This is a genomic window from Serratia sp. HNCC26DJ206 (assembly GCF_057180605.1).
The window spans coordinates 1-24,994 of sequence record NZ_JBXUGP010000006.1 but is presented as its reverse complement, the minus strand read 5'-3'; the positions used below and the strand labels follow the sequence as shown (position 1 = coordinate 24,994).

At 54.5% G+C, this 24,994-nt stretch carries 18 protein-coding genes; all 18 read left to right on the top strand.

Going from position 1 to position 24,994, the window contains the following annotated elements; genetic code table 11:
• Positions 1 to 19: 19 nt before the first annotated feature.
• Complete coding sequence (locus AC2A1E_RS05465) at positions 20 to 1,273, top strand: HlyD family type I secretion periplasmic adaptor subunit (protein WP_484382918.1); 1,254 nt, start codon at positions 20 to 22, stop codon at positions 1,271 to 1,273.
• 6 nt (positions 1,274 to 1,279) lie between these two features.
• Positions 1,280 to 2,890: a TolC family protein gene (locus AC2A1E_RS05460; protein WP_484382917.1), complete on the top strand. Its 1,611-nt coding sequence runs from the start codon at positions 1,280 to 1,282 to the stop codon at positions 2,888 to 2,890.
• 273 nt (positions 2,891 to 3,163) lie between these two features.
• Positions 3,164 to 3,814 (top strand): response regulator, encoded by a 651-nt coding sequence (locus tag AC2A1E_RS05455; RefSeq protein WP_484382916.1) that lies wholly within the window; start codon positions 3,164 to 3,166, stop codon positions 3,812 to 3,814.
• 201 nt (positions 3,815 to 4,015) lie between these two features.
• Positions 4,016 to 4,501, top strand: coding sequence for a TspO/MBR family protein (locus tag AC2A1E_RS05450; RefSeq protein ID WP_484382915.1), 486 nt, complete (start codon positions 4,016 to 4,018; stop codon positions 4,499 to 4,501).
• Between the two features lie 75 nt (positions 4,502 to 4,576).
• The gene (locus AC2A1E_RS05445) at positions 4,577 to 6,106 is read left to right on the top strand and encodes a cryptochrome/photolyase family protein (protein WP_484382914.1); all 1,530 of its coding nucleotides are present in this window, start codon (positions 4,577 to 4,579) and stop codon (positions 6,104 to 6,106) included.
• 1,168 nt (positions 6,107 to 7,274) lie between these two features.
• Positions 7,275 to 7,772: a type VI secretion system contractile sheath small subunit gene (gene tssB / locus AC2A1E_RS05440; RefSeq protein WP_484382913.1), complete on the top strand. Its 498-nt coding sequence runs from the start codon at positions 7,275 to 7,277 to the stop codon at positions 7,770 to 7,772.
• A gap of 27 nt (positions 7,773 to 7,799) precedes the next feature.
• Positions 7,800 to 9,368, top strand: coding sequence for a type VI secretion system contractile sheath large subunit (gene tssC, locus AC2A1E_RS05435; RefSeq protein ID WP_484382912.1), 1,569 nt, complete (start codon positions 7,800 to 7,802; stop codon positions 9,366 to 9,368).
• An 11-nt stretch (positions 9,369 to 9,379) separates the two neighbouring features.
• On the top strand, positions 9,380 to 10,732 hold the full coding sequence (gene tssK / locus AC2A1E_RS05430) for a type VI secretion system baseplate subunit TssK (RefSeq protein ID WP_484382911.1): 1,353 nt from the start codon (positions 9,380 to 9,382) through the stop codon (positions 10,730 to 10,732).
• Complete coding sequence (gene tssL / locus AC2A1E_RS05425) at positions 10,729 to 11,415, top strand: type VI secretion system protein TssL, short form (protein ID WP_484382910.1); 687 nt, start codon at positions 10,729 to 10,731, stop codon at positions 11,413 to 11,415. The genes tssK and tssL overlap by 4 nt, the downstream gene beginning before the upstream one ends.
• A 29-nt stretch (positions 11,416 to 11,444) precedes the next feature.
• Positions 11,445 to 13,136 carry an OmpA family protein gene (locus AC2A1E_RS05420; protein ID WP_484382909.1) on the top strand — a complete coding sequence of 564 codons (1,692 nt, stop codon included), beginning with the start codon at positions 11,445 to 11,447 and terminating at the stop codon, positions 13,134 to 13,136.
• A 12-nt stretch (positions 13,137 to 13,148) separates the two neighbouring features.
• The gene (locus AC2A1E_RS05415; RefSeq protein WP_473190765.1) at positions 13,149 to 13,640 is read left to right on the top strand and encodes an Hcp family type VI secretion system effector; all 492 of its coding nucleotides are present in this window, start codon (positions 13,149 to 13,151) and stop codon (positions 13,638 to 13,640) included.
• 183 nt (positions 13,641 to 13,823) lie between these two features.
• On the top strand, positions 13,824 to 16,451 hold the full coding sequence (tssH, locus tag AC2A1E_RS05410; RefSeq protein WP_484382908.1) for a type VI secretion system ATPase TssH: 2,628 nt from the start codon (positions 13,824 to 13,826) through the stop codon (positions 16,449 to 16,451).
• Positions 16,448 to 18,787: a type VI secretion system Vgr family protein gene (locus AC2A1E_RS05405; protein WP_484382907.1), complete on the top strand. Its 2,340-nt coding sequence runs from the start codon at positions 16,448 to 16,450 to the stop codon at positions 18,785 to 18,787. Before tssH ends, AC2A1E_RS05405 begins: the two co-directional genes overlap by 4 nt.
• A gap of 11 nt (positions 18,788 to 18,798) precedes the next feature.
• Positions 18,799 to 19,680: a hypothetical protein gene (locus AC2A1E_RS05400; protein ID WP_484382906.1), complete on the top strand. Its 882-nt coding sequence runs from the start codon at positions 18,799 to 18,801 to the stop codon at positions 19,678 to 19,680.
• Positions 19,681 to 19,705: 25 nt separating this feature from the next.
• Positions 19,706 to 22,867 carry a T6SS effector BTH_I2691 family protein gene (locus tag AC2A1E_RS05395; protein ID WP_484382905.1) on the top strand — a complete coding sequence of 1,054 codons (3,162 nt, stop codon included), beginning with the start codon at positions 19,706 to 19,708 and terminating at the stop codon, positions 22,865 to 22,867.
• A 14-nt stretch (positions 22,868 to 22,881) separates the two neighbouring features.
• On the top strand, positions 22,882 to 23,685 hold the full coding sequence (locus AC2A1E_RS05390) for a DUF6708 domain-containing protein (RefSeq protein WP_484382904.1): 804 nt from the start codon (positions 22,882 to 22,884) through the stop codon (positions 23,683 to 23,685).
• Between the two features lie 108 nt (positions 23,686 to 23,793).
• Positions 23,794 to 24,516 (top strand): DUF6708 domain-containing protein, encoded by a 723-nt coding sequence (locus tag AC2A1E_RS05385; RefSeq protein WP_484383018.1) that lies wholly within the window; start codon positions 23,794 to 23,796, stop codon positions 24,514 to 24,516.
• Positions 24,517 to 24,543: 27 nt separating this feature from the next.
• Positions 24,544 to 24,994, top strand: a 451-nt coding sequence (locus tag AC2A1E_RS05380) for a DUF6708 domain-containing protein (RefSeq protein WP_484382903.1), incomplete at its 3' end; no start/stop codon positions are given.

Here is a 24,994-nt window from a genome sequence, read left to right as displayed (position 1 = left end):
CACCGTAAGGGATTTAGAAATGTTCAATAAAATTCTGCGCCGTTTAAAGCGCACGCCTAAGTCTGCACCGTTAAAGGCGGGGGATGCGGCTTTTATGAGTGACTTGCGTGAGTCATTACTTATTCAATCGGCACCTGGCTCACGCTCTGTTTTATATATTATCGTTATTATTCTATTTACAGGGATTGTCTGGGCACACTATGCGAATGTAGAAGAAATTACTCAAGGCGAAGGAAAGATTATTTCAAAAAGCCGTGAGCAGGTAATAGAGAGCCTAGAGGCTGGTATTATCGATGAAATGTTAGTGCGTGAAGGTGATATTGTTGAGAAGGGGCAGCCGTTACTCAAAATAAACCCAACGCGAGCGAGTTCCACCTATCAGGAAATGAATGCCAAATTAATGGGATTAAAAGCAATGATAGCGCGGTTAGAGGCCGAAGCTTATCAGACGCCGTTGAAATTCCCAGAGGAACTACAGAAATATCCTTCGTTGATTGCGCAGGAAACCAAAGCATATGAATCACGGAAAAAGTCTCTTGATGATAGCTTGAGTGCATTAGAGCGCAGTCGTGACCTTATTTTGAAAGAGTTATCCATGACCGCGCCATTGGCCGCTCGTGGCCTGATCTCCGAAGTTGAGTTGCTGCGTATGAGGCGTCAGGCCAATGATTTGGAGATCCAGATTGTAGAGCGCCGTAACCGTTACCAGGGCGAGGCCAACGCTGAATTGACCAAGTCTGAGCTTGAAGTTGCACAGCTGACAGAAAGCCTGGTAGGGCGTAAAGATGTGCTGGAGCGTACCACTATTTATGCCCCGGTTTATGGCACGGTTAAAAATGTCAGCATCAGTACGATTGGCGGTGTTATTCAACCGGGTGCGGATATCATGGAAATTGTTCCATTGGAAGATCAACTGATTGTTGAGGGGCAGATTAAGCCACAGGATGTTGCATTCCTGCGCCCAGGACTCCCAGCTACCGTAAAAGTGTCTGCTTATGACTACGGTATTTATGGTGGCCTTAAAGGAAAGGTGGTCCTCATAAGCCCTGATACTTTACAAGATGAAAAGAAATTAGCCGCAGGTCGCCCAGATGCTATTTATTATCGGGTTCAAATACTCACTGATACCAGTTGGCTTGAGTCTGGTGGTAAGAGACTGCCAATTATTCCCGGTATGACGGCTACGGTAGAAATACGTACGGGTGAGAAAACTATTTTGGACTATTTACTTAAGCCAGTATTTAAAGCTAGAGAAGCTTTCCGCGAGAGATAATGCATAATGAAGCCAAGTAAAAGAAAATATATGCCTAAAAAGGCTCGTGTATTAGTGTGGAATGCCTCAATGCAGCTTCTGCTGTGTTCTGGGATGATTTACTCATCTATTCTGCATGCTCAACCTAATACACAGGATATTCCATTGTTGGCGGCGGAAGATGAACCTCGCAAGGTTTCATCATGGAGTTTGTTCTCATCTGCGGAAAAACCCAAGAGTGCTGAATTTCGTGGCACATTTGGTGAATACCGTCAAATTGCGGAACAAGCTCAGCAGTTATCACCTGCGAAGAAAGTAGCAGTTAAAGAAACCATTAAGCCGGCAGAGTCTTCCTCTACCCGGACTTATGCAGCGCGTCAAACAAAGACCGATCGTCAAAACGGCGAGCGTGGTGCAGTGGGTAGCAACGTACTTAAAGCTATTTTGGCCGGGGCTTTAAAACAGGCGATTGAACGCAGCCCCGCGTTAAAACAGGCCAGTGCAGAACTGGGTGCGGCAAATGCTGATGTGCGTGAAGCGGAAGGGCAGCGCTGGCCACAAATTGATGTGAGTGCTAACACTCGTTCAAAATCATTGGGACGGAGTACTAATCCAGCCACCCAGGCGGTCAATCTGAATATGACGACTACCTTGTATGACTGGGGGCGCACGGAGAAAACCATCGATAGCCGAAAAGAGCTTGGAACGGCAGCGGTCCAGAAATATATGGCCAACGTGGAAGTACTGGCCCAGGACGTCGCCAGCACTATTCTTGAAAAAGAGAAGGCGAGCCGGATAAGCATTATCAACCAGCAATACGTCGAACGTATGAAGCGATTGGTTGATATGTTGGGTGACATAGTAGTTACGGATGCAGGGCGGGCCAGTGAGCTTGTCCAGGCGCGTGCGAGATTGATGGATGCCGAAGCCAGCCGAGATACGTGGCTGGCCCGTGAGCGCGATGCTGAAATAAAACTGCGCAAGCTGATTGGTAATAAACCGGTCAGAATGCCGCAGAATATTAAATTTACGTTGCCAGATATTGAGCTGAATAAATTGCTGTCATCGGCCCAAAATCATCCTGCCTTATTGCAGGCTGAAGCTGAGGCGAAGGCATCAAGGCTTCATGCTGAGTCATTACGCGCGGCTGAGAAACCACAGATCAATTGGGTTGTGACTAAATCAACGGGTAGGGATGATTTTGGTCGACAAGATCCTTGGCAGACCATGGTAACCGTCAGTTGGCCTATTTTCCGCGGTGGTTCAGCGACAGCGGCTCGGGAGGCTGCGTTGTTGAGAGCAGAGGCTGAACTGGAGAATAAAGAGCAGCAGCAAATGGATCTTGAGTTTGAAGCTCGTGCTGCAGTGCAAGATGCCAATACGTTGCTGGCAAGGGCGGATCTTTATGTTGGCCTGATTAAAGAAACTGAAAGAGTGAAGGAGGCATTTTTTGATCAGTGGTATCACCTTGGTCGTCGCACACTGCTTGATGTTCTGATTGCCGAAAGTGATTACAACAATAATCGTGTCAATGAAGTTTCATACCGTTTTGACAGCTATCTGGCCGTAATAAAAGCTTATGGAAGTACAGGAATGTTAAGTCACTGGTTAATGAATGATATGAGCAAATCTGAGTGATGAACTTCGTGAAATTTTCCTAATGTGTTTTGTGTTGCAGGAGGAGGGCGACTTCCTGCAATTTGCAAAAGTGATGGGGATATGCCTTTCATATCTGAAGCGGTGGTGGGTGTTTTCGCCTATCTGAACGATGGTTGGAGTCAGCTCTTCGGGGTTGGCTCTGCGGCTTTCTCTACCTGACATTATTGGCATTTGGCGTATAGAACGATGTGATAGTACTTTATCAAATTTAATAAAGTGCTAAGGATATAGTTATTATTAATTGGATGAATTATGAATATTAATATTGTTATTGCTGACGATCACCCTGCAATACTCTCGGGTATTTCATATGAGTTATCGACAATTCGTACGTTAAATATTGTCGGAAAGGGGCGAGACTCGACAGAGGTTCTTGATGTATTAAACCAGGTTAATTGTGATGTTCTGATAACTGATTATGTTATGCCAGGAGGTATTGCGGGAGATGGTATGGCAATGCTTTCTTTCTTAAGACGGCATCACCCAGAATTAAAGATTATCGTTTTCACGATTATAGATAACCCCGCAATTGTTACTGAAATACTCAAGTTAGGTGTGGGTTCAGTGTTGAATAAGGCTGAGGATACTGGTCACCTTATCTCTGCTATACATGCTGTCTATGCTGGAGCGACTTATATTTCTCCTCACTTCAAATCAGTGGCGCAGGACTTGGGGGGGAATATGGCTTCACGAACCGCTAACCATAAACTGACAAGACGAGAGGCTGAAGTTATCAGGCTGTATGTATCGGGAATGTCTGTAAACGATATCGCGAGTCAGTTAAAGCGCACTAAACAAACAGTCAGTTCACAGAAAACCAGCGCGATGCGTAAACTTCAAATCTCAAGGGATGCCGATTTATTTCGCTTTGCTTTTGAAACAGGTTTAACCGGTGTTGGTTAGGTTATCGACATGATGCAGATCTGGCATGAGCGGACACATAGCGATCGGTTAGCCGCTGGTTGCGTCTGAAAATTCACCCGCATGCTCAGGTTCTGGCTGAAAGCCGTACTATGCTTGATATACCGAGCCATTGAACGCATCCTGCAATACGTTGATATATCCTGTGGCTTTTTGTACGTTCTCCAAATAGGGATTGATGACATGATGCCTGCAGCAAAAGGCTCGAGAAAACGTTCGACCGATCTTCTCGTACTGATTTATTTTCTTGTTGGGGTTGTTGGCATGGGATTTATGCTTGGCTTTTTAGTCACCCCTGATGGTTGGTATGCCAATCTGGTGAAACCCTCCTTTAACCCGCCCAATGCCGTATTTGCGCCCGTCTGGGCGTTACTCTATATCATGATTGCAATGGCTGGCTGGCGGATCTGGCGATTGGCACCCAAGAGCCTTGTCATGGCTTTATGGGGCATGCAAATGGTATTGAACTGGCTGTGGTCCCCGGTATTCTTCCTGGCGCATCAACCGGGTAAGGCGCTGATTATTATCACGCTGCTGCTGATGACGGTGCTGCTTTTTATTATCCAGGCGAAAAAATACGACAAAATGGCTTCATGGCTGTTTATTCCCTACGCGCTATGGATTGGATTTGCCACGATCTTGAATGCATCAATTTACTGGCTCAACTAAACGCGTTTCCGCGCCGAGAACGCGAGATCACCAACGCAGCCGCAAATGGCTTACCGTGATGTTATCAGGGGAAATATGACGGAACTCAGGCTTATTTTAGGGGACCAACTTAACCCCGATCACTCTTGGTTCAAGCAGCGCTCAGACCATGTTGTCTACGTGATGCTTGAGCTGCAGCAGGAAACGCGGTATGTCCTCCATCACGCACAGAAGATTATTGCCCTCTTTGCCGCCATGCGCGAATTTGCTCGCCAACTGCGCCTGCAAGGCCATCGGGTACGCTATGTCCAACTGGATGACCCGTCGAATCGTGGGGCGCTGACGGACAACCTTGATGCGCTTATTGCTTACTATCAGGCAGTGACATTCTGTTGGCAACTCCCCGATGAGTGGCGTCTGGACGAACAGTTAAAACGCTGGTCTGCAACCTGCGGGGTGGAGACCGTCACCGTGGACAGCGAGCACTTTTTTTGTGAACGTCATCAGGTAGCAAACTTTTTTGGCCAGCGTAAAACCTGGCGTATGGAGCATTTTTATCACGCGATGCGTCGCCGCGAGCAGGTACTGATGCGCCCGGACGGTACGCCAGAAGGAGGAGTATTGAATTACGACGCAGAGAACCGCAAGCCCTGGAAAGGCGAGCCTGCGCCTCCAGACGATCGTCGGCCCGTACACGATCATACCGCACTCTGGAGTACCCTCGTCGGGCTTGACGTGCCGAGCTTTGGCGAGCCACATGCGGGGGATTTCCGCTGGCCATTGGATCGAAAAGAAGCGCTGGTGTTACTGGAACACTTTGTCCGTAATGACCTCCGTCACTTTGGCCAGTGGCAGGATGCGATGCACACCGATTCTTGGCACCTGTTTCATTCCCTGATCTCCTTTGCCCTCAACACCAAAATGTTGTCTCCACGTGAAGTTGTCGCCAGGGTGCAGATGGCCTGGCAAAACGGTGAAGTTCCTCTTGCCAGCGCCGAGGGGTTTATCCGGCAGGTCTTGGGCTGGCGTGAGTATGTGAGAGGCGTCTATTGGGCAAAAATGCCCGGCTATCGCGATAACAATTTCTTCAATCACCAGAGACCGCTTCCTGCCTGGTTCTGGAGTGCCAACACAAGAATGCACTGCGTGGCGCAGGCTATCGGACAGTCGCTGGAGCACGCTTATGCCCATCATATCCAGCGGTTGATGATTGTCGGCAATGTTGCGTTACTCACGGGGCTTACGCCTGCCGAGGTTCACCAATGGTATCTGGGTATTTATATCGATGCCTTTGAATGGGTTGAATTGCCCAATACGCTTGGGATGAGCCAGTTTACAGATGGCGGGCTGCTGGCCAGCAAGCCCTATGTCTCCAGTGCGGCCTATATCAACAAAATGAGCAATTACTGTTCACAGTGTGAATATAACCCGCGCACGCGCACGGGGGAGAATGCCTGCCCCTTCAATGCACTTTACTGGCATTTTTTTATTCAGCATCAGTCGCGCCTGGCGCATAATCCCCGTTTGTCGATGGTGTATCACCAGATAAAAAAATTCTCACCACAGGAGCATGACGATATTGTTCAGCACGCGCAAAACCTGCTGACAGATATAGAAAAATTATAATCTACCCGCAATCAGCATGTGCAGGATCCTCTATCCCTGTCGTGAAAGAGGGGAGGCGAGGTCATGGTGACCCCACATGCTACCCATACTCCTATGCGATAGAAGTATCAATGGATAACGGTTTTTTCCGATCGGAATGCCCCAATCTGGTAGGGACCTATGCTGATGGTCTCTGTAGGTTCAGCGCTAGGAAAAAATACCACCGCATCCATTGTGCGTTGTTCAACAGAGTCTGTCACATCCAGTTTCTTCACTCCCACGCCATTAATTTTTTCGGCGTTGGCGTTTATAGCAAACAGAAAAAGCAGTATGGGGCAGACAGTTTTTTTAATAGCATGTCGAATAATTCCAGCGAAGAGAACATGTGCTTACTGAAGAAAATTTCCCCTTGATGTTAAATCGATGCTATCACCCACGGTACACGGTTTTTAACTCCACCCATTGCAGGCTGCGTTCACGGTGGGAAACGATCTTTGAACGTGAGGTATCATCAGCACAAAGATACAACTCCAGCAGTCAATGGCGAGCGTCACGGTACTGGCAACAGCGTTAATATTTAGAGAAGGACGGGACTGAGCAAACGAAGAACATCCACCAGATGGTTAACGTCAGAAATAAATCACGCTTAGCTTAAAAAAGCAGAATGCATTCATTCGGTGAATGTATTTGTGTGTGATAGACGCTTTTTATAATTATGACATCCGCTGACCCTACCGCCCTTATAAAAGTTATTGGGCAATAAATGCCTTTTTCAACCGTGTTTCCTCTACGTGAATCGGTTGCTGAGCGACTCACTGTTCCGCGCCATCCCTTGCCGGATAGGCGCTAGTGATGTTGTTTTGGAACATTCTTAATAATCATTGTGATGAGGGATGTCAGATGATGATTTCTTTGTAATATTTAGTTACATTGCGGAGTTTCACTAATCTGATTAAGGTTTCTACACTGCCTGCGGTGAGTTTTATCCGGATCCTTTCTTTATTCAGATAAACCTTATTTACACAGCGCTCTGCCATTGTCCCGTAAGGAATGTGCTGGCTTGTGACCCTCTTTTTCGTCTGCATCCGATGATGTAAAAAGGAAGTTGTTGTTTGGCAGGGTTAGCCATTCTTATTGATCCCCCAGGGGCAGACCGTTCTTTTATTGTCTTAATTGAACAGGGAGACCCATGTCCAATTCCTACCAAAATGAATTGCCGAAAGCGCGCGTTAACATAAAACTCGACCTGCACACCGGCGGCGCACAGAAAAGCGTCGAGCTGCCGCTCAAACTGCTGGCGATGGGCGATTACAGCAATGGGCAAGAATACCGCCCGCTGTCTGAGCGCGAAAAAATCGGCGTCAATAAAAATAACTTCGACAGCGTGTTGGCCGAATTCAACCCTAAGCTCGCCCTCTCCGTGCCCGATACCCTGTCCGATAACCACGGCGACACCGCCGTCAACCTCAGCTTCAGTGCCATGAAAGACTTCGAGCCGGAACAGGTGGCGCGTCAAATCCCGCAACTGCGGGCCATGCTGGCCATGCGCAACCTGCTGCGCGACCTCAAATCCAACCTGCTGGACAACGCCACCTTCCGCCGCGAGCTCGAAATCATCCTGAAGGATGAGGCGCTGAGCGACGAGCTGCGGATGGAACTGGAAATACTGGCACTCGAAAACTGTTAATCGCCCGGGAAGATAAGGAAGAAACCGATGTCTGGACAGGAAGAAACACTGCAGGAAAGAACAGCACAACGTCAGAGCCCTACCACCACCGTGCTGGAAAAAAACGCCCCGGTGCCGCACAGCGTTTACGCGTCATTGTTTGAAAAAATCAACCTTAACCCGGTCTCCCAGCTTAACGGCATTGAGGCCTTTCAGGACGGCGATGCCCTGGCGGACGTTTCTGCCGATGAGCGCGTCACCGCCGCCGTCAGCGTCTTTTTAGACTTGCTCAAGCAGTCGGCGCAAAAAGTCGAGAAACTCGACAAGAACCTGCTGGACAGCCATATCGCCGCGCTGGATGAAAAAATCAGCCGCCAACTGGATGCGGTGATGCATCACCCGGAGTTCCAGAAAGTGGAATCCCTGTGGCGTGGCCTGAAATCGTTGGTGAACAAAACCGATTTTCGCCAGAACGTGAAGCTGGAGCTGCTCGACGTCTCCAAAGACGATCTGCGTCAGGATTTTGAAGACAGCCCAGAAATTATCCAGAGCGGCTTGTATCGCCATACCTATATTGCCGAGTACGACACTCCTGGCGGTGAGCCGATCGGAGCGGTAATTTCTAACTACGAGTTTGATGCCAGCCCGCAAGATGTCGCATTGCTGCGTAACCTCTCGAAAGTGGCGGCCTCTGCCCATATGCCGTTTATCGGTGCCGTCGGCCCGGCGTTCTTCCTCAAAAACTCGATGGAAGAAGTGGCGGCCATCAAAGACATTGGCAACTACTTTGATCGTGCCGAATACATCAAGTGGAAATCCTTCCGTGACACCGACGATGCGCGCTATATCGGCCTGACCATGCCACGCGTGCTGGGCCGCCTGCCGTATGGCCCGGATACCGTGCCGGTGCGCAGCTTCAACTATGTGGAAGAGGTCACCGGTCCGGACCACGATAAATACCTGTGGACCAACGCGTCGTTCGCCTTTGCCGCCAACATGGTGAAAAGCTTTATCGACAACGGCTGGTGTGTGCAGATCCGTGGCCCGCAGGCGGGTGGCGCAGTCACCGACCTGCCAATCCACCTGTACGATCTGGGCACCGGCAATCAGGTGAAGATCCCGTCTGAGGTGATGATCCCCGAGACCCGCGAGTTTGAATTCGCCAACCTGGGCTTTATTCCGCTGTCGTACTACAAAAACCGCGATTATGCCTGTTTCTTCTCCGCAAACTCGGCGCAGAAACCGGCGTTGTATGACACCGCAGATACCACGGCCAACAGCCGCATCAACTCACGCCTGCCGTACATCTTCCTGCTGTCGCGTATCGCGCATTACCTGAAGCTTATTCAGCGCGAGAACATCGGCACCACCAAAGATCGTCGCCTGCTGGAGCTGGAACTCAACACCTGGGTGCGCGGCCTGGTGACCGAGATGACCGACCCGGGTGATGACCTGCAAGCCTCTCACCCGCTGCGTGATGCGAAGGTGACGGTGGAAGACATCGAAGACAACCCGGGCTTCTTCCGCGTCAAGCTGTATGCCATCCCGCACTTCCAGGTCGAAGGGTTGGATGTGGCGCTGTCCTTGGTGTCGCAGATGCCGAAAGCGAAGGCGTAAACGGAGACACGATGAAGATTGATCGTCCTTTATGGACACGCGGGATCCTGGTATCCCCGCAGCAGTTTCAACAACAGGCCTCGCTGGAGGCCTGGACCAACGAATGCATCGCGCAGATGGGGGTCTTGCATCCCTGGGGCGTGTTGCAGGCCACTTTTGATCAGGACGCGCTGGCGCAAGGGCGTCTGAAAGCGGAGCGCCTGCAGGTGCGGTTTCAGGACGGTGTGCTGATCGACACGGACTGTGCCGATCTCCTGCCGCCCACGCTGACCCTGGCGGCCAACCTGCCCGCGGACGCCACGGCGGTCACGGTGATGCTGGCCCTGCCGCAACTCTATGCCAACGGCGGCAACTGCCTGCAACCCGATGAGCGGGCCGAACGGCCGGTGCGTTACCGTCAGGCATGGCGTGATGTGCAAAATCAGTATGGCGACGATAAAAAACAGGTTGCGGTGATGAGCCATGAGCTCACCCTGCGTCTGGACACCCAGGAAAACGGGGACTATCAGGTCTGCCCGGTGGTGCGGCTATTGCGCGATGCGCAGGGCCGCTGGGCGCAGGACACGCAGTTTATCCCGCCGTTGCTGAGCCTGCGGGCCAGCCCGTGGTGTGAAGGGCAGTTGGAGTCATTGATGGTGCAACTGCGGGCGCGTCTGCAACGCCTGATGGGCATGCGCCGGGAAAGCAACGCGCGCATGGCTGATTTTGCCGTGGCCGACGTGTCGCTGTTCTGGCTGCTGAATGCCCTCAACGGGGCCGAGCCGGTGCTGGGGAATTTTCAGCGCTACCCGCAGGTACACCCTGAGCGTCTGTACCAGGAACTGGCCCGCTTGGCGGGCAGCCTGCTGACCTTTTCCCTGGAGCATGACGTCACGGCCATTCCGGTTTATCAGCACGATCGCCTGACGGCGGTGTTCCCTCCGCTCTTCACCTTGCTCAATACCCTGCTGGAAGTGAGCCTGCCGTCACGGGTGGTGGCGATTGAACTGGTGCATGAGCCGCGGGTCAATCAGTGGCGCGGTGCCCTGCACGATCCGCGTCTGCGCGAAGAGGTGGATTTCTACCTGTCCGTGCGTTCCTCCCTGCCGGCGGCACAGTTGCAAACCCAGTTCCCGCAACTGTGTAAAGTCGGTGCGCCGGATGATGTCGGCAAGGTGGTGAACATCGCGTTGAGCGGGATCCCGTTGCGCCCGCTGAGCCATGTCCCGGCGGCCATTCCGTTGCGTCTGGAGAATCAGTACTTCTCCCTGGATCTGAACAACCCGGCGGCGCAGCAGATGCTGGAGGCGGGGGCCTGCGTGTTCTACGTTCCGGGTACGCTGGGTGACATTCAGCTTGAACTGTTCGCGGTGCTGCGCTCATGAGCCCGTCGATGAAGCGATCTGCCCCGCACGTGGATATGGACGCGTTATTGCAGGATACCTGGCTGCAGGTGATCAGCCTGCGTCAGGGCCTGACCTGTGCGGAAGGCGAGGGTCAGGCGTTCTGGCAGCGCTGCGTGGCCGATATCGAGCACCTCCAGAAGGCGCTGATTGAGGCGGACGTCAGTGAGCCGAGCCGTCAGCACATCCTGTATGCCCAGTGCGCGATACTGGATGAAACCGTGAAAGGGCGAGATGTGCAGGATGATGCCTACTTCGTGTGGAGCCATTCGCCGTTGCAGGCCCATTTCTTCAACACATTGGACGCCGGTCATCAACTGTATGAGCGGATACGCAGCGTGTTGCGCGAGCCTGCGCCGGACAGTGCCGTCCTGGTCTGTTTCCATCGGGTGCTGATGCTGGGGTTCCTGGGCGGATACCGTTCACTGACCGTGCCGGAGCGTGAACACCTGGTCGATCAGCTCTCCGCGTGGGTCCCACCGTTCAATATGGCGCCGTCGCGTCCGGTTCTGGCCGTCGCGGCCTCACGCAATCGCCTGGGCCGCTGGCTGCGTTACTGGCCGGTGCGTCTGGTGCTGGCCGGGCTCACCGTGGCCTTGCTGTGGTGGGGGCTCGATCATACGTTGTCGGGCCTGTTGCCGACGTTGTTACCGGGGCCGGCGTAATGCATCCGCGGTGGCGACAGGGTCTCTGGTTGTGGGCAGGGTTATTGGCCAGTCTGCTGTGTCTGGTTTTTTTGCCCTTTTCACCGCCGGTTCGTTGGGTCGCTTTCCTGCTGGTTGTCGCTATCGGTGTGGCAGGGCTGTGGCGAGCGGGTCGCCAGCCTGACGCGACGTTGACCACGAGCCGCTTTGACGGGCTGCCGGTGGACAACACCCGCTTGCCGGTGGTGCTGGTCTGCGGTGATGGTTTGGACTCCCTGTTCGGCACCGAGACGCTGCGCCAGAGTGCGCAGGGGTGCTGGCTGCGGGTGGATGACAGCCGCCAGCTTCGCCAGCATGTGCAGCAACTGCTGTGGCAACGTCCGGCGTGGGCCGCGCAGTTGGCGGTGATGATTTCGGTCAACCCGCAGCAACAGGCAGACGCACGGGCGTTATCCACGACTTTGCAGGAACTCCGTTGGCAACTGGTGCAACTGCGCCGGGATACCCGCTGCCCGGTGCCGCTGCTCCTGTGCAGCACCGTGGCGACCTCGCTCGCCACGACCCCGGTCTGGCTCTCTCAACAGCAGGCACCGCCTGTCACTCTGTGGCCGAGCGTCACCCAGCCGGAAACGCTGGCAGACTGGCAATGCCAGGGCAGCCCTACACTGCAGGCTGAGCGGATGCAACAGACCGTGCTGTTCCGCCATCACCAGGACTGGCTGCAGGCGCAGGTGCTGCCTGCATTGCAGACACACAACGACGATGTGGCCGCGGTATCCCCGCAGCAGCTCATCCTGCATCAGGTCGCCGGGTTGCAGGGGCGGGTTGCGTCTTCGCTCTGGCAGCAGTGGCTGGCGGCGCACACTGCCCTGACCCGCGTGGTGGGCTGGCACCCGGAACCCACGACCGAAGACAACGTGCTGCCTTTCCCCGATTTTCTCTTTTCCACGCTGCCGGTGGGCAGTGGCGTATCACCACGCCAGCGGGCATTGCGTCATGCTGTCACTCTGTTGGGGGGGGCCACGGTGGTGGCGTTATGCAGCAGTGCCTGGCAAAACCGGCAACTCGTGCAGCGTGTCGTGTTCGATATTCGCCATTACGACAGCGTGGAGATGAAAGACCACGACCTGAAAGCCCGCGCCGTTGCCGTGCTGCGTCAGGATATGGCGTTGCTGGATGAACAGTTTCGCAACGGTGAGCCCCTGCGTCTGGGCCTCGGGCTGTATCAGGGAGAGAGACTACGTCAGCCGCTGATGGCAGCCATCAAAGGCTATATCCCCCCGGTGTCCGCACCCGTCTCTTCCACCGCACTGACTGTGGAAACCCCGCAAACTGTGCGTCTGGACAGCCTGTCGCTGTTTGATACCGGCAAGGCCACGCTCAAACCCGACGCCACCAAAGTCCTGGTGGCGGCACTGATTAACATCAAGGCCAAACCCGGTGAATTGATTGTGGTGGCCGGGCATACCGACAGTACCGGTGATGTGCACACCAATCAGCCACTTTCACTTAAACGCGCGGAAGCAGTGCGTGACTGGATGGTGCAGAACAGCACGGTGTCGGCAAGCTGTTTTGCCGTGCAGGGCTTTGGGGCGACCCAGCCGGTAGCCAGCAATGAGACGGCTGCCGGACGGGCGGCCAATCGCCGCGTTGAAATCACTCTGGTCCCGGCGGCGTCGGCCTGCCCGGGGCCAGAAACACTAACCCGGTCACCGGAGCAGGTGACCTTATTACGTCAATAAAAGGAGTTTTACATGGCAATTCCAGTCTATCTCTGGCTGAAAGACGACGGCGGTGCAGACATCAAAGGGTCTGTGGACGTGAAAGACCGCGAAGGCAGCATCGAAGTGGTGGCACAGGATCACAGCCTGTACATCCCGACCGATAACAACACCGGTAAACTGACGGGGACCCGCATTCATACGCCGTTCCTGTTTACCAAGGAAATCGACGCCTCCAGCCCGTACCTGTACAAGGCGGTGACCACCGGTCAGACGCTGAAGAAGGCCGAGTTCAAATGGTACCGCATCGATGACGCCGGTCAGGAAGTGGAGTATTTCAACACCACGCTGGAGAACGTCAAGCTGGTGAAAGTGGCGCCGAAGATGCACGACATCAAAGACGCTGCCAAAGAGAAGCACAACCATCTGGAGCAGATCGAGTTGCGCTACGAGAAAATCACCTGGACCTACAAAGACGGCAACATCATTCATTCCGATTCCTGGAACGAACGTACTACCGCGTAAGCCCTGACAGCAGGCGGGAGACCGCCTGCTCTTGGTGTGTTTGGCTGAGTTCCGTCGCGCCGGTATTGAGCTAAGCACATTCACAATGCATCCAATGACCTTATGGGCCTCGGTTAACGGCTATGGGCGGTAGCGTGCCCGCACGGCGTCATGGCGGGCAGGAAAAGAGAACAGGGAAGAGGCATGAGCACTCACGCAGCACGTTTATTACATCGGTTAAATCCTTACTGTGCCCAGGCGCTGGCGGCAGCGGCGACGTTGTGCCAGACCCGTGGCCATGCGGAGATCACCGTGGAGCACTGGTTGCTCAAATTGTTGGAGCAGGGGGATGGCGATCTGTCGGTGATCGCCCGGCGTTATGATTGGGATCAGGATGCGTTGTGGCAGGGGCTGCTGGCACACCTGGAGCGTTTGCCGCATCAGCTTCAGGGCAAGCCGCAACTGTCGGCCCCGTTACAGCAGTTGATACAACAGGCTTGGTTGGAAGCCTCGGCACAGGTCAATACGGAGGCAGTACGTTCGCTGCATGTGCTGATGGCCCTGGTCGCCGCCCAGCACCTGGTCACCCAGAACGCCACCCGGCCCTTGCTCAGCCTCAGTGCCACGCAACTGGCCCACCTGCTGCCGCTGCTGGATGCGCAATCGGAAGAGCGCCCGGAAAAGCCCCCGCGCCTGGAATGGCCGGTCGATGCCCCGGCGGAGGCCACGTTGCCCCCGGCTATCGAACCGAATCAGGCCTTGCAGGCTGAGCTGGATAAATTTACCCAGGATTTAACCGCCAAAGCGCGGGCGGGCGAGATTGACCCGGTATTGGGGCGTGATAACGAAATCCGCCAGATGGTGGACATTCTCTCCCGCCGCCGCAAGAACAACCCGATTTTAGTCGGTGAGCCCGGCGTCGGCAAAACCGCCCTGGTGGAAGGGCTGGCGCTGCGCCTGGCGGAAGGTGACGTCCCGGCCAGTTTGAAAAACATCGCGATACGCACCCTCGACTTAGGCCTGTTGCAGGCGGGGGCGGGCGTGCGCGGCGAGTTTGAACAACGGCTGAAGAACGTGATTGCGGCGGTGCAGCAGTCACCGACGCCGATACTGCTGTTTATCGATGAGGCCCACACCCTGATTGGTGCGGGTAATCAGGCGGGCGGGGCCGATGCGGCCAACCTGCTGAAACCGGCACTGGCGCGCGGTGAACTGCGCACCATTGCGGCCACCACCTGGTCGGAGTACAAGCAGTATTTTGAGCGTGATGCGGCGCTGGAGCGGCGCTTCCAACTGGTTAAAGTCGAAGAGCCGGATGATGTAAACGCCTGCCGGATGCTGCGGGGCCTGAAGGCGCGTTATGCCAGCTACCATGGGGTGCATATCTGCGATTCGGCGGTGAAAGCGGCCGTGACGCTCTCGCGCCGTTACCTGACAGGCCGACAATTACCGGATAAAGCGGTCGACCTGCTGGATACCGCCAGTGCGCGGGTGCGAATGGGGCTGGACAGTGAGCCTGAGCAAATTGTGCACCTCAGAACAGAGCTGGCGGCGCTGACCATCGAGCAGCAGGCGCTTGAGCAGGACAAGGTGCTGGACCCCGCCGTTGACCCGGCCCGGCTGGCGGATATCAGCGACCGGCTGCGGGCATTGCAGAAACATCAGGTCCGGCTGGCGGTGCAATACGAGAAAGAGCGGGCGCTGACCGAACAACTGCTGGTCGCGCGTCAGGAAGGCCACCGCCGTGAAGCGTGTGACGCACTCCGGGCGCAGTTGCACGATATCCAGCGCTGTAACCCGCTGCTGTGGCTGGACGTGGATGCGCGTACGGTGGCGACGGTGATTGCCGACTGGACCGGCGTGCCGCTGGGTAGCCTGCTGAAAGACGAACAGAGCGAATTATTGCAGCTTGAACGCCAGTTGGCGAAACGGGTTATCGGGCAGGACGTGGCGCTGGGTGACCTGGCGCAACGGCTGCGCGCCACCCGCGCCGGGCTGACGGCGGATAATGGCCCGCAGGGCGTGTTCCTGCTGGTTGGCCCGAGCGGGGTAGGCAAGACCGAAACCGCGCTGGCGCTGGCGGACACCCTGTTTGGCGGTGAAGCGTCGCTGGTCACCATCAATCTCTCCGAATACCAGGAAGCCCACACCGTCAGCCAGTTGAAAGGTTCGCCACCGGGCTACGTCGGCTATGGTCAGGGCGGCATGCTGACCGAGGCGGTGCGTCAACGCCCTTACAGCGTGGTGTTGCTGGATGAAGTGGAAAAGGCCCACCGCGACGTGCTCAATCTGTTCTATCAGGTGTTTGACCGCGGCTTTATGCGCGACGGCGAAGGGCGCGAGATTGATTTTCGCAACACGGTGATAGTCATGACCTCGAACCTTGGCAGCGATGCGTTGATGTCATACCTGAACCAGTACCCCGACGCGCCCGAGAGCGAATTACATGAACGGCTGCGCCCGCTGTTGCGCGACCATTTCCAGCCTGCGCTGCTGGCGCGTTTCCAGACCCTGATTTACCGCCCGCTGGGCGCGGTGGCGCTCAAGCGTATCGTCGCCATCAAACTGGCGCAGTTGGCCCAACGGTTGCAGCAGCATTACGGTTTGCGTTGTGTGATGGAAGACAGCCTGAGCGACGTCCTGGTTGCCGCCTGCCTGCAACCGGACAGCGGGGCACGCCATATCGACAGCCTGCTGAACCAGCATGTCTTGCCGGTGCTGAGCCAACAACTGCTTAGCCAGAAGGCCGCAAAACACCACCCCACTCGGCTGACGCTGGGGTGGGACAAGGACACGGGCATCCTGCTCGAATTTGATGGAGAAAAAAGATGAGTGAACTGTCCACCGCGCTATTTTTCGACCACAGTCACCACAAATTGGCAGTACGCGGCAGCAGTGCCCCGATAGATGTGCTGGGCTTTACCGGTGAAGAGGCGCTGAGCGCGCCGTTCCGTTACGCTATCCAGTTCACCAGCCGCGACAAGGCCATCGCCCCGGACACCATGCTGATGCAGGACGCTTCCTTCACCTTGCAGGCCCCGGTGATGGAGGCCTTTGGTGTGTCCGTCCAACAACCCCAGCGGGTTATTCAGGGGGTGGTCACCGGCTTCAAGCGCCTCTCTACCTCGCGCGACGAAAGCCACTACGAAGTCTGCCTGCAACCGCGCCTGGCGCTGCTGTCGCGCAGCCACCAGAACGCGATTTATCAGGATATCTCGGTGCCGGGCATTGTGGAGAAAATCCTGCGTGAGCGCCACGATATGCGTGGGCAGGATTTTGTCTTCACGCTGGCCCATGAGTATCCGCGCCGCGAACAGGTGATGCAGTATGGTGAAGATGACCTGACCTTTATCTCACGCCTGCTGGCCGAGGTGGGGATCTGGTTCCGCTTTACCGCCGACCCGAAGCTCAATATTGACGTGGTGGAGTTTTACGACGACCAGCGGCATTACCAACAGGGGATGACCTTGCAGGCGGTGCCCCCATCAGGCATGCACGACAGCGGCGCGGACTCGGTCTGGGCCCTGTCCAGCGCCCATCAGGTGGTGGAGAAATCGGTCAGCACCCACGATTACAACTACCGCACCGCCACCGCCGACCTGAGCAGCCAGGTGGATGTGACCCGGGGTGATGCCACCACCTACGGCGAAGCCTATCACTACGCCGACAACTACCTGACCGCCGGCAGCGAAGGGCGTGAGCCGGAGCCGGAAAGCGGGGCCTTTTATGCCCGTCTGCGTCATGAGCGCTACCTGAACCAACAAACCCGGTTTACCGGCGTGGCCAACACCGCAACATTGGTACCGGGCGTGGAGTTGAAGGTGACGGGCAGTTATGCCCCGGCCGCGTTTGCCCAGGGCGTGGTTATCGTGCGTACCACCAGTTCGGCACGGCGCGACCGCAGCTATGAAGTGGCGTTCGAAGCTATTCCTTATTCCGAGGATTACGGTTTCCGCCCGGCGTTGCTCCCCAAACCCAAGATGGCCGGTACGTTGCCGGCACGGGTGACCAGCACCACCGCCAACGATATCTACGGTCATATCGACAAAGACGGACGTTACCGGGTGAACATGCTGTTCGACCGAGACAGTTGGGAGCCGGGTTACGAAAGCCTGTGGGTGCGGCAGGCCCGTCCGTATGCGGGAGACGTCTATGGACTCCATCTTCCACTTTTGGCAGGGACGGAGGTGGCGATTGCGTACGAAGATGGTAATCCGGACCGCCCTTACATCGCGCACGTTCTGCATGATTCGGCGCATGTCGACCACGTCACCATCCGCAACTACAAACGCAACGTCCTGCGCACTCCGGCCAACAACAAACTCAGACTGGATGACACGAGAAATCAGGAGCATATCAAGCTCAGTACCGAGTACGGTGGCAAAAGCCAACTGAACCTGGGGCACCTGGTTGACAGCGAGAAGCAGCAGCGCGGCGAAGGGTTTGAGCTGCGCACCGACCTGTTTGGGGCCATCCGGGCGGAGAAAGGCATCTTCATGAGCGCCGATGGGCAGGCGAAGGCACAGGGCAAGGTGCTGGAGATGCAACCGGCGCTGGACGCTCTGCAGCAGGCGCTGGGGCTGGCCACATCACTCAGTAACGCGGTACAGACTGCCCAGGCAGAACTGGCTGAAATCCAGTCGCAGAAAGCACTGTTGGAGTCTTCGCTCAAAGACCTTCAGCAGTCCGTGTTGTTAATGAGTGCCCCGGCGGGGATTGCGCAAGTCTCGCCACAGAGCATTCAAATCAGCACCGGCAGCAATTTTATCCAGACATCGGCGGAGAACAGTGATTTCAGCGTCTTCAAGAAATTTACTGTGGCGGCTGGTGAAATCATCAGCCTGTTTGCGAAAACCCTGGGCATAAAAATGTATGCCAACAAAGGCAAGGTCGACATTCAGGCGCAGGGCGATGCTATGGCGCTCACCTCACTCAAGGACATGAAAATCATCAGTAAAGATGATGAGGTGTATATTCAGGCCAGTAAAAAAATCACGCTAGCCTGCGGGCAGACCGCCTTGGTGATTGAAAGCTCCGGGGTGACGATCTTCTCGCCGGGTGAGGTCAACATCAAGTGTGCCAGCCTGAACCAACTGGGGGCACAGAGTTATCAGGCATCCCCGCCAACGTTACCGCCTGAAGCGAAATGTGTTGAGCAGGCCATGTGATGGAGACGCCAATGGAAATGCAGCCTTCTCAGGAAAATACCCTGATAGAGATGTTGGAAAAGCAACAAGGGGAGTACCGCTATTTGTTGCTGGACCCGCTCAAACCTACGGTGTCGTGGAGCCCGTTACACCTCGATCATCTTAAGGCAACCTGGGGAATTGGGGCACTGTATCGCGTTTCCCGTCCGGATCTGGCCTACACGCCAGATTACTGCCCGATGTTATTATTGCTGGCCTCGCCAGGTGAAAGCTGCAGCGAGGAGATAATACGCAGAAGCGAGGAGTATTCCCGTGGGGAATTACTCGCTGAAAAACGTTATATCTGTGGTTGGATAAGTACGCCACTGGCACCCGCTGCCCTGGCGCAACAGTTGGCAGAGCTTTGCCGAAAAATCAAGCCGGATGCCATTATCCCGTTTTTTGAACCGTTACATCTTGAGCTGTTGCAGGCACTAAGCAAACCTGGTGAGTTGGCATCACTGCTCGGGCTGATAAGCCGCTGGGGCTGGCTCTCTTGCAGTGGGCATCTGCGGGTGCTGACAGGCACGTCTCTAGAAGAGGAATGGCAATTGGAGTGGCGTACCGAGCAGGCACTGGGCCACGTTCGTGATATCTGGCGAGTATTATCTGCCTGGCAACAGGTTGCCGACGTTTTACCTGAGAATGCAGTCTTGCAGGCCGTGGATGCCTGGGCGAAAGCAAGCCAAGTGGGGCTGCATCACACCAGTGACTGCCTCTACCTTGCGCTTAATTCACTGACGTTACCCACTGATATTCTGGCACATAAGGACGTACAGGCGTTGTTACAACAAGCGGTTAACACCCCTGAGCTGTATTTCAACCAACTGTTACTCACGCTACCCGATGCAGTCTGGCAGGAACTCGAGCAGTAATAACGTGTGAGAAAAAGGAATTTTGATGATGGGTATAAAAGAGCAAGCTACGAAAAACTCAGCGGCAAGCCAACAGGCCGCCTGTACACCTTCAGGTTGCAAGGCCTGCCAGCGAAAAGGGGTGGCTATTTATCCACTGCGCGTGGCTGCCGTACCAAAGTTAGTGGTCAAGGCCGGTTGGCAGCCTGCGGTACCCGATCAGGGTGTGGCGTTGGCGGGCGGTAATTTCAAATATGCGCTACGTACCCTGCGTGCGGGTTATGTGTACGTTCTGCTGGACGACAAAGTATGGCAGGGATATCAGGTAACGGAAGCGGGTTTTTTGCGCCAGTTTAATCCGTATGACATGCCGCAAGCCGAAAAAGTCGCACCACTGAGTCAGGCATGTCTGACGCAGAACCACGATATTTCGGCCAGTTTTATCAATATCGAAGCGCCGTACAAAAAAGCAGCCATTGCGTTTAGCAGTGATGCGTGGAGCAAGACGGTACTGAATGAATACAAAAGCGGTAAACGCCCGGCGAGCCGTTTCACCCACCTGACGCTTTCGGGTAACAAGGTCACCATCGCCGGGGCAGGCCGCAGCCTGACGCTTGATCCGACACTGACCACGTTGCAAAGCCATGTGGTGGAGTTTGCGGCAGGGTTCTTACCAAATATTGTGGTCAAAGAGAGTGGCACAGGTGGGGCGCACGGTTTCTACCCTCGGGGGGATAAAAGCAAGCAGGCAGCACTGGGGAGTAAAATAGCTCAACTGGCGCAGCAGTATAAAGCGCCCGTGAATGCCATTGTGCTCGATGATGCGGTGGGTATCGTCCAGGAGCTGAATTACGCACGCCTGGATGTGGTTGAGGCATTGGCGAAATATCGCTCAGACCCTGAAAACCTCCATCAAAGCACGATTTCTGATGCCATTCTCAGTATTCAGACGGTAATGAACAAGCAGATTGACGCGGATAAAGGGATTACCGCGGTGACCTTGCCCGCTATTGGTGACTCTCCTACCCCAGGCTACACCTTTAGCCGTGAGGATATGGTTAAAGCGAGTAAACGCTCGGCGATGGAGCGCATGCAGCAATATTACAACGAACCGGCTCGTGCCGCGTTTGCCAGCAAGTATCACCTCACCCTTGACAGCTATATGCGGACGATGCAGTCAGTGGGCAAAGACCTCGAAGCATGGTATCGCGCAGCGCTGTGGCTGACGGTTATTGAACAGGACTATTCCCCCGTCACCAGTGTGCTCAGTTGGGCGGCCCAGCTTGGTACGCTGGCCAGTAGTCTCCAGGGGGGGATGGCGGGGCTCGATAAGGCCACGTCCGTGTGGAAAAGCTGGCTGGAAACCCCCAAAAGCCCCCCTTATATGGCCCTGCTGGGAACCCAGACCGGGCTGATCAATGCGGTCTACCAGGGGTCGGCCACGTACTCCAACCTAAAAAGCGTCTTAAACGCTCAGGAGGTCTGCGACTATGTTGACAGCCTGAAATTTAATGTTGAGGTGGGCGGCCTGACGATGTCGATGAACGGCGCGTTCAGCCTGGTGGGGGACACACTGTCGGAAAAGGCCCGTCGCGGTTTTGAACGGTCGATGCAGGCGCTGGCCTATGTGGCCGAAGGTGGGCCGGCTGTGACGATCTTCTCCGGTGAAATTACCGTGCGTGAATACCAGAGTATTTTACGCAGCCAGCTTGACGGCCATGGCCGCCCGGTGTGGAACACCCTCAGGGAAGGGCCGAAGGCCAGCACCAGCACGGCCCAGATGGGCAACTGGCTGCAGGTGACTGACCCAAAAACGCTGGAGCAGAAAATCCACGTGCGCTTTGCCACCTTGCTGAAAGATATTGACTCTCCGGCCTTTAAGCAGGCGGCACGCAAAGCGGGCACCAGTGTGAATGCGCTGAAGAACGGCAGCCTGTTGAAAGACGGCAGCCGCCTTGCCCACTTCCCAGACCTTGTCTTGGCTTCGGATGCGGTTGATAAATCCCTGACCACCGGGCAGTTGAACATGAGCCTGGGGGAGTCACTCAGAATAGCCCGCCAGCAGTACCAACTGCCGCGCCGGGTGCTGAGCAGCAGCGGCCTGGGGTTTGTGCTGGGGGCAGTGATGCTGGGCCTGCAGAAAAGCGCGATGGATGACAATCTCAAGGCGCTGCAACAGACGGTGGCCGGGGACACTCAGGCACAAATGAAGCTCACCTCCAGCGCACTGATGGTAACCGCTTCCGCCGTTGAAATGGTTGGTTTTGGGCATATGGTGGTGCGCTGGGGCACTGCCCCTTGGGTGAGGGCCGGGCAGAAAATAGAGGTTTTTGGCCAGTTGGTCTCCTATGCGCATCCCTTGATCCGCGTTGCCGGTGTGATTGGAGGAGTGGCCTCGTTAGTGGACGGTATTGGGATGTTTATGAAAGCAAGTGACGCAGATAAACAGGGGGATAGCACTGCAGCATCACGTTACTTTTGGGCGGGGGCTTTCACTTTTTCTTCTGGACTGGCGGGAGTTGTGGCGGGGGTTACAGCTAATTTTGCTCTGTTAGGGCCGATAGGCATGTGTATTGGGCTGGCAATTCTGGGTGCAGTGCTGGCCACCATGGCGGCAGAGGCCGTGCGCTCCCCCCTTGAGGTGTGGCTCAGTGATACCTGTTTTGGTATCCACAGTGCCCGTGGTGATTTCGATAAAGTCTGGGATGTTAAAAACCTGGCAAACCTGCAAGAGGCGATGCAGGCCTACTACACCATTGTCAGTGGCGTATCGGTTCAGATCCAACGGCAGTGGGGGACTGAAATCATGCTCAATAGTGTGGGCACCCGGCTGGCGGTGGTACGTGTCGTTTTGCCCGGTTGCAGTAAAACCGGTTCAGACTGGCTGGTTGAACTCACCGCGAAGGGGAAAGCTGGGAGTCAGTTGTTGACTCATACCGCCTCTCCTGCCAAACAGACGGGGTTGGCAACGCAGGCTAAACAGACATTTACCTCTATGATGCCTATGGGCGAGGGGCTGTCGGTATCCACCACCTTATCCACCGATGCGACCCTGAAACCAACCTGGGACCAGAGTGGGCTGGTGCTGCAAGGTGAGTTTGCACTCGATCTGGTGCGCTTTAACAATGCCGAACTCAAGGTGACCTATTGGCCGGATAAAACCCAACCCAATGATAGCCTGCAACTGACCGCCAACTCAGAAAACTAAATCAGGAGCGCCTAATGTCACCCAACCCGTTTCCTTTATTCGACGAACAGTCGGAACCCAGGCTCCATCCGCCCATTTATCGCTGGCAAGAGGATATGCCAGAAAACAGTCAGCCACAGTTGGTGCCACCCCGTTTGATGTGGGTAAATCAGTTGAATGATATCTGGCTGGAGATCCCCCGCTATAGCCCAATGGCTTGGGGGGGGATGATCTTTGTAATGCTTATCTTATTGTTTATTATTATTTACCTTCCTATTTTATTTTTTACATTACGTAATCCAAATTTAGGTATGGTCATTTCTTTCATTTTTTGGGGGGGGGTATTTTTTTCATGGTTTATCTACGCACTGAGAGTTTATTTTTTTGAACCCCGAGATCAGCCTGTTCGCTTTAATCGAAAACGGCAAAAAATCTACGTTTTCGATTATAAACGTATCTGGTGGAACCCGTGGTGGAAATGGCCCACCAGGATCCATGTGTTTAACTGGGCCGATGTGCATGGTGAAGTCCGTTTTTCCAGCGATCATTACAGCGGCGGTTTTCAACTGTTTTTCTCTGTTTGCCAGCCTGGTACTTATAACGTGATCGAACGTTTTAAGATCAGCGGTGGTTCTCCACAGCAGTTTCACCAGTTGTGGAGTTATTTGTGCCTCTATATGAAACATGAACCCGTACCGCAGGAACCGGAATACCCTGGTCGCCCAGATAACTGGATCCCCCGCAAGGCGGACCGCTGGCCAGCGGCGATGGAGCAGGAATCCACCACGGCCCCGCAACGGCAGTTGGCAGGCGAGTCAATAGCGCCCTTACTCGAATGATGACGGGTATATTAGGGAAAATATCAAATGGCACCCAACCCGTTTCCTTCATTTGACACTGAGCCTGAACCCCGGCTCCATCCGCCCATTTACCGCTGGCAAGAGGATATGCCAGAAAACAGTCAGCCACAGTGGGTGCCGCCACGCTTGATACATCTTAACCAGCTTAATGATATTTGGCTGGAAATTCCCCGCTATGGCGTTATTGTTTGGGGGATAATGCTTTTTCTTGTTATTATTATGCCGTTTATTATGATTATCTGCCTTGTTTCCATGTTGCCTTTTGATAGTTCTGATCTAGGTATGAATATTTCATTTTTTATGGTGGAATTTATATTTCTTTCACATTTAATTTATTACGTCAGAGTTTATTTTTGTGAGCCTCGCGATCAACCTATTCGCTTTAATCGCAAACGTCAAAAAATCTACGTTTTCGATTATAAACGCATCTGGTGGAACCCGTGGTGGAAATGGCCCACTAGGATCCGTGTGTTTAACTGGGCCGATGTGCATGGTGAAGTCCGTTTTTCCAGCGATCATTACAGCGGCGGGTTTCAACTGTTTTTCTCTGTTTGCCAACCCGGCACTTATAACGTGATCGAACGTTTTAAGGTCAGCGGTGGTTCTCCACAGCAGTTTCACCAGTTGTGGAGTTACCTGTGCTTATATATGAAACATGAACCCGTGCCGCAGGAGCCGGAATACCCTGGTCGCCCAGATAACTGGAGCCCCCGCAAGGCAGACCGTTGGCCTGCGGCGATGGAGCAGGAATCCACCACGGCCCCGCAGCGGCAGCTGGCAGGTGAGTCAATAGCGCCCTTACTCGAATGATGACGGGTATATTAAGGAAAATATCAAATGGCACCCAACCCGTTTCCTTTATTCGACAAACAGCCGGAATCCCGGCTTCATCCGCCCATTTACCGCTGGCAGGAGGATATGCCAGAAAACAGTCAGCCACAGTGGGTACCGCCCCGTTTGATGTGGGTGAATCAGTTGAATGATATTTGGCTAGAAATTCCCCGCTATAGCCCAATGGCTTGGGGGGGGATGTTTTTTTTGGCTGTACTAATTTTTTTTATTATGTCTTTTTTTCTTGTCATTTTATTTATGTCACTTGAGGATGAGTTAAGTGTAATTAGTCCACTTATTTTTTGGGGGGGAGTGTTTTTTTTATGGTTTGTCTACGCACTGAGAGTTTATTTTTTTGAGCCTCGCGATCAACCTATTCGCTTTAATCGCAAACGGCAAAAAATCTACGTTTTCGATTATAAACGTATCTGGTGGAACCCGTGTTGGAAATGGTCCA

Coding starts and splice junctions, on each gene's coding strand:
- tssB (WP_484382913.1), top strand. CDS start 7,275: ATGTCCAATTCCTACCAAAATGAATTGCCGAAAGCGCGCGTTAACATA.
- AC2A1E_RS05460 (WP_484382917.1), top strand. CDS start 1,280: ATGAAGCCAAGTAAAAGAAAATATATGCCTAAAAAGGCTCGTGTATTA.
- AC2A1E_RS05385 (WP_484383018.1), top strand. CDS start 23,794: ATGCCAGAAAACAGTCAGCCACAGTGGGTGCCGCCACGCTTGATACAT.
- tssH (WP_484382908.1), top strand. CDS start 13,824: ATGAGCACTCACGCAGCACGTTTATTACATCGGTTAAATCCTTACTGT.
- tssC (WP_484382912.1), top strand. CDS start 7,800: ATGTCTGGACAGGAAGAAACACTGCAGGAAAGAACAGCACAACGTCAG.
- tssK (WP_484382911.1), top strand. CDS start 9,380: ATGAAGATTGATCGTCCTTTATGGACACGCGGGATCCTGGTATCCCCG.
- tssL (WP_484382910.1), top strand. CDS start 10,729: ATGAGCCCGTCGATGAAGCGATCTGCCCCGCACGTGGATATGGACGCG.
- AC2A1E_RS05400 (WP_484382906.1), top strand. CDS start 18,799: ATGGAAATGCAGCCTTCTCAGGAAAATACCCTGATAGAGATGTTGGAA.
- AC2A1E_RS05455 (WP_484382916.1), top strand. CDS start 3,164: ATGAATATTAATATTGTTATTGCTGACGATCACCCTGCAATACTCTCG.
- AC2A1E_RS05390 (WP_484382904.1), top strand. CDS start 22,882: ATGTCACCCAACCCGTTTCCTTTATTCGACGAACAGTCGGAACCCAGG.
- AC2A1E_RS05395 (WP_484382905.1), top strand. CDS start 19,706: ATGATGGGTATAAAAGAGCAAGCTACGAAAAACTCAGCGGCAAGCCAA.
- AC2A1E_RS05450 (WP_484382915.1), top strand. CDS start 4,016: ATGATGCCTGCAGCAAAAGGCTCGAGAAAACGTTCGACCGATCTTCTC.
- AC2A1E_RS05465 (WP_484382918.1), top strand. CDS start 20: ATGTTCAATAAAATTCTGCGCCGTTTAAAGCGCACGCCTAAGTCTGCA.
- AC2A1E_RS05415 (WP_473190765.1), top strand. CDS start 13,149: ATGGCAATTCCAGTCTATCTCTGGCTGAAAGACGACGGCGGTGCAGAC.
- AC2A1E_RS05405 (WP_484382907.1), top strand. CDS start 16,448: ATGAGTGAACTGTCCACCGCGCTATTTTTCGACCACAGTCACCACAAA.
- AC2A1E_RS05445 (WP_484382914.1), top strand. CDS start 4,577: ATGACGGAACTCAGGCTTATTTTAGGGGACCAACTTAACCCCGATCAC.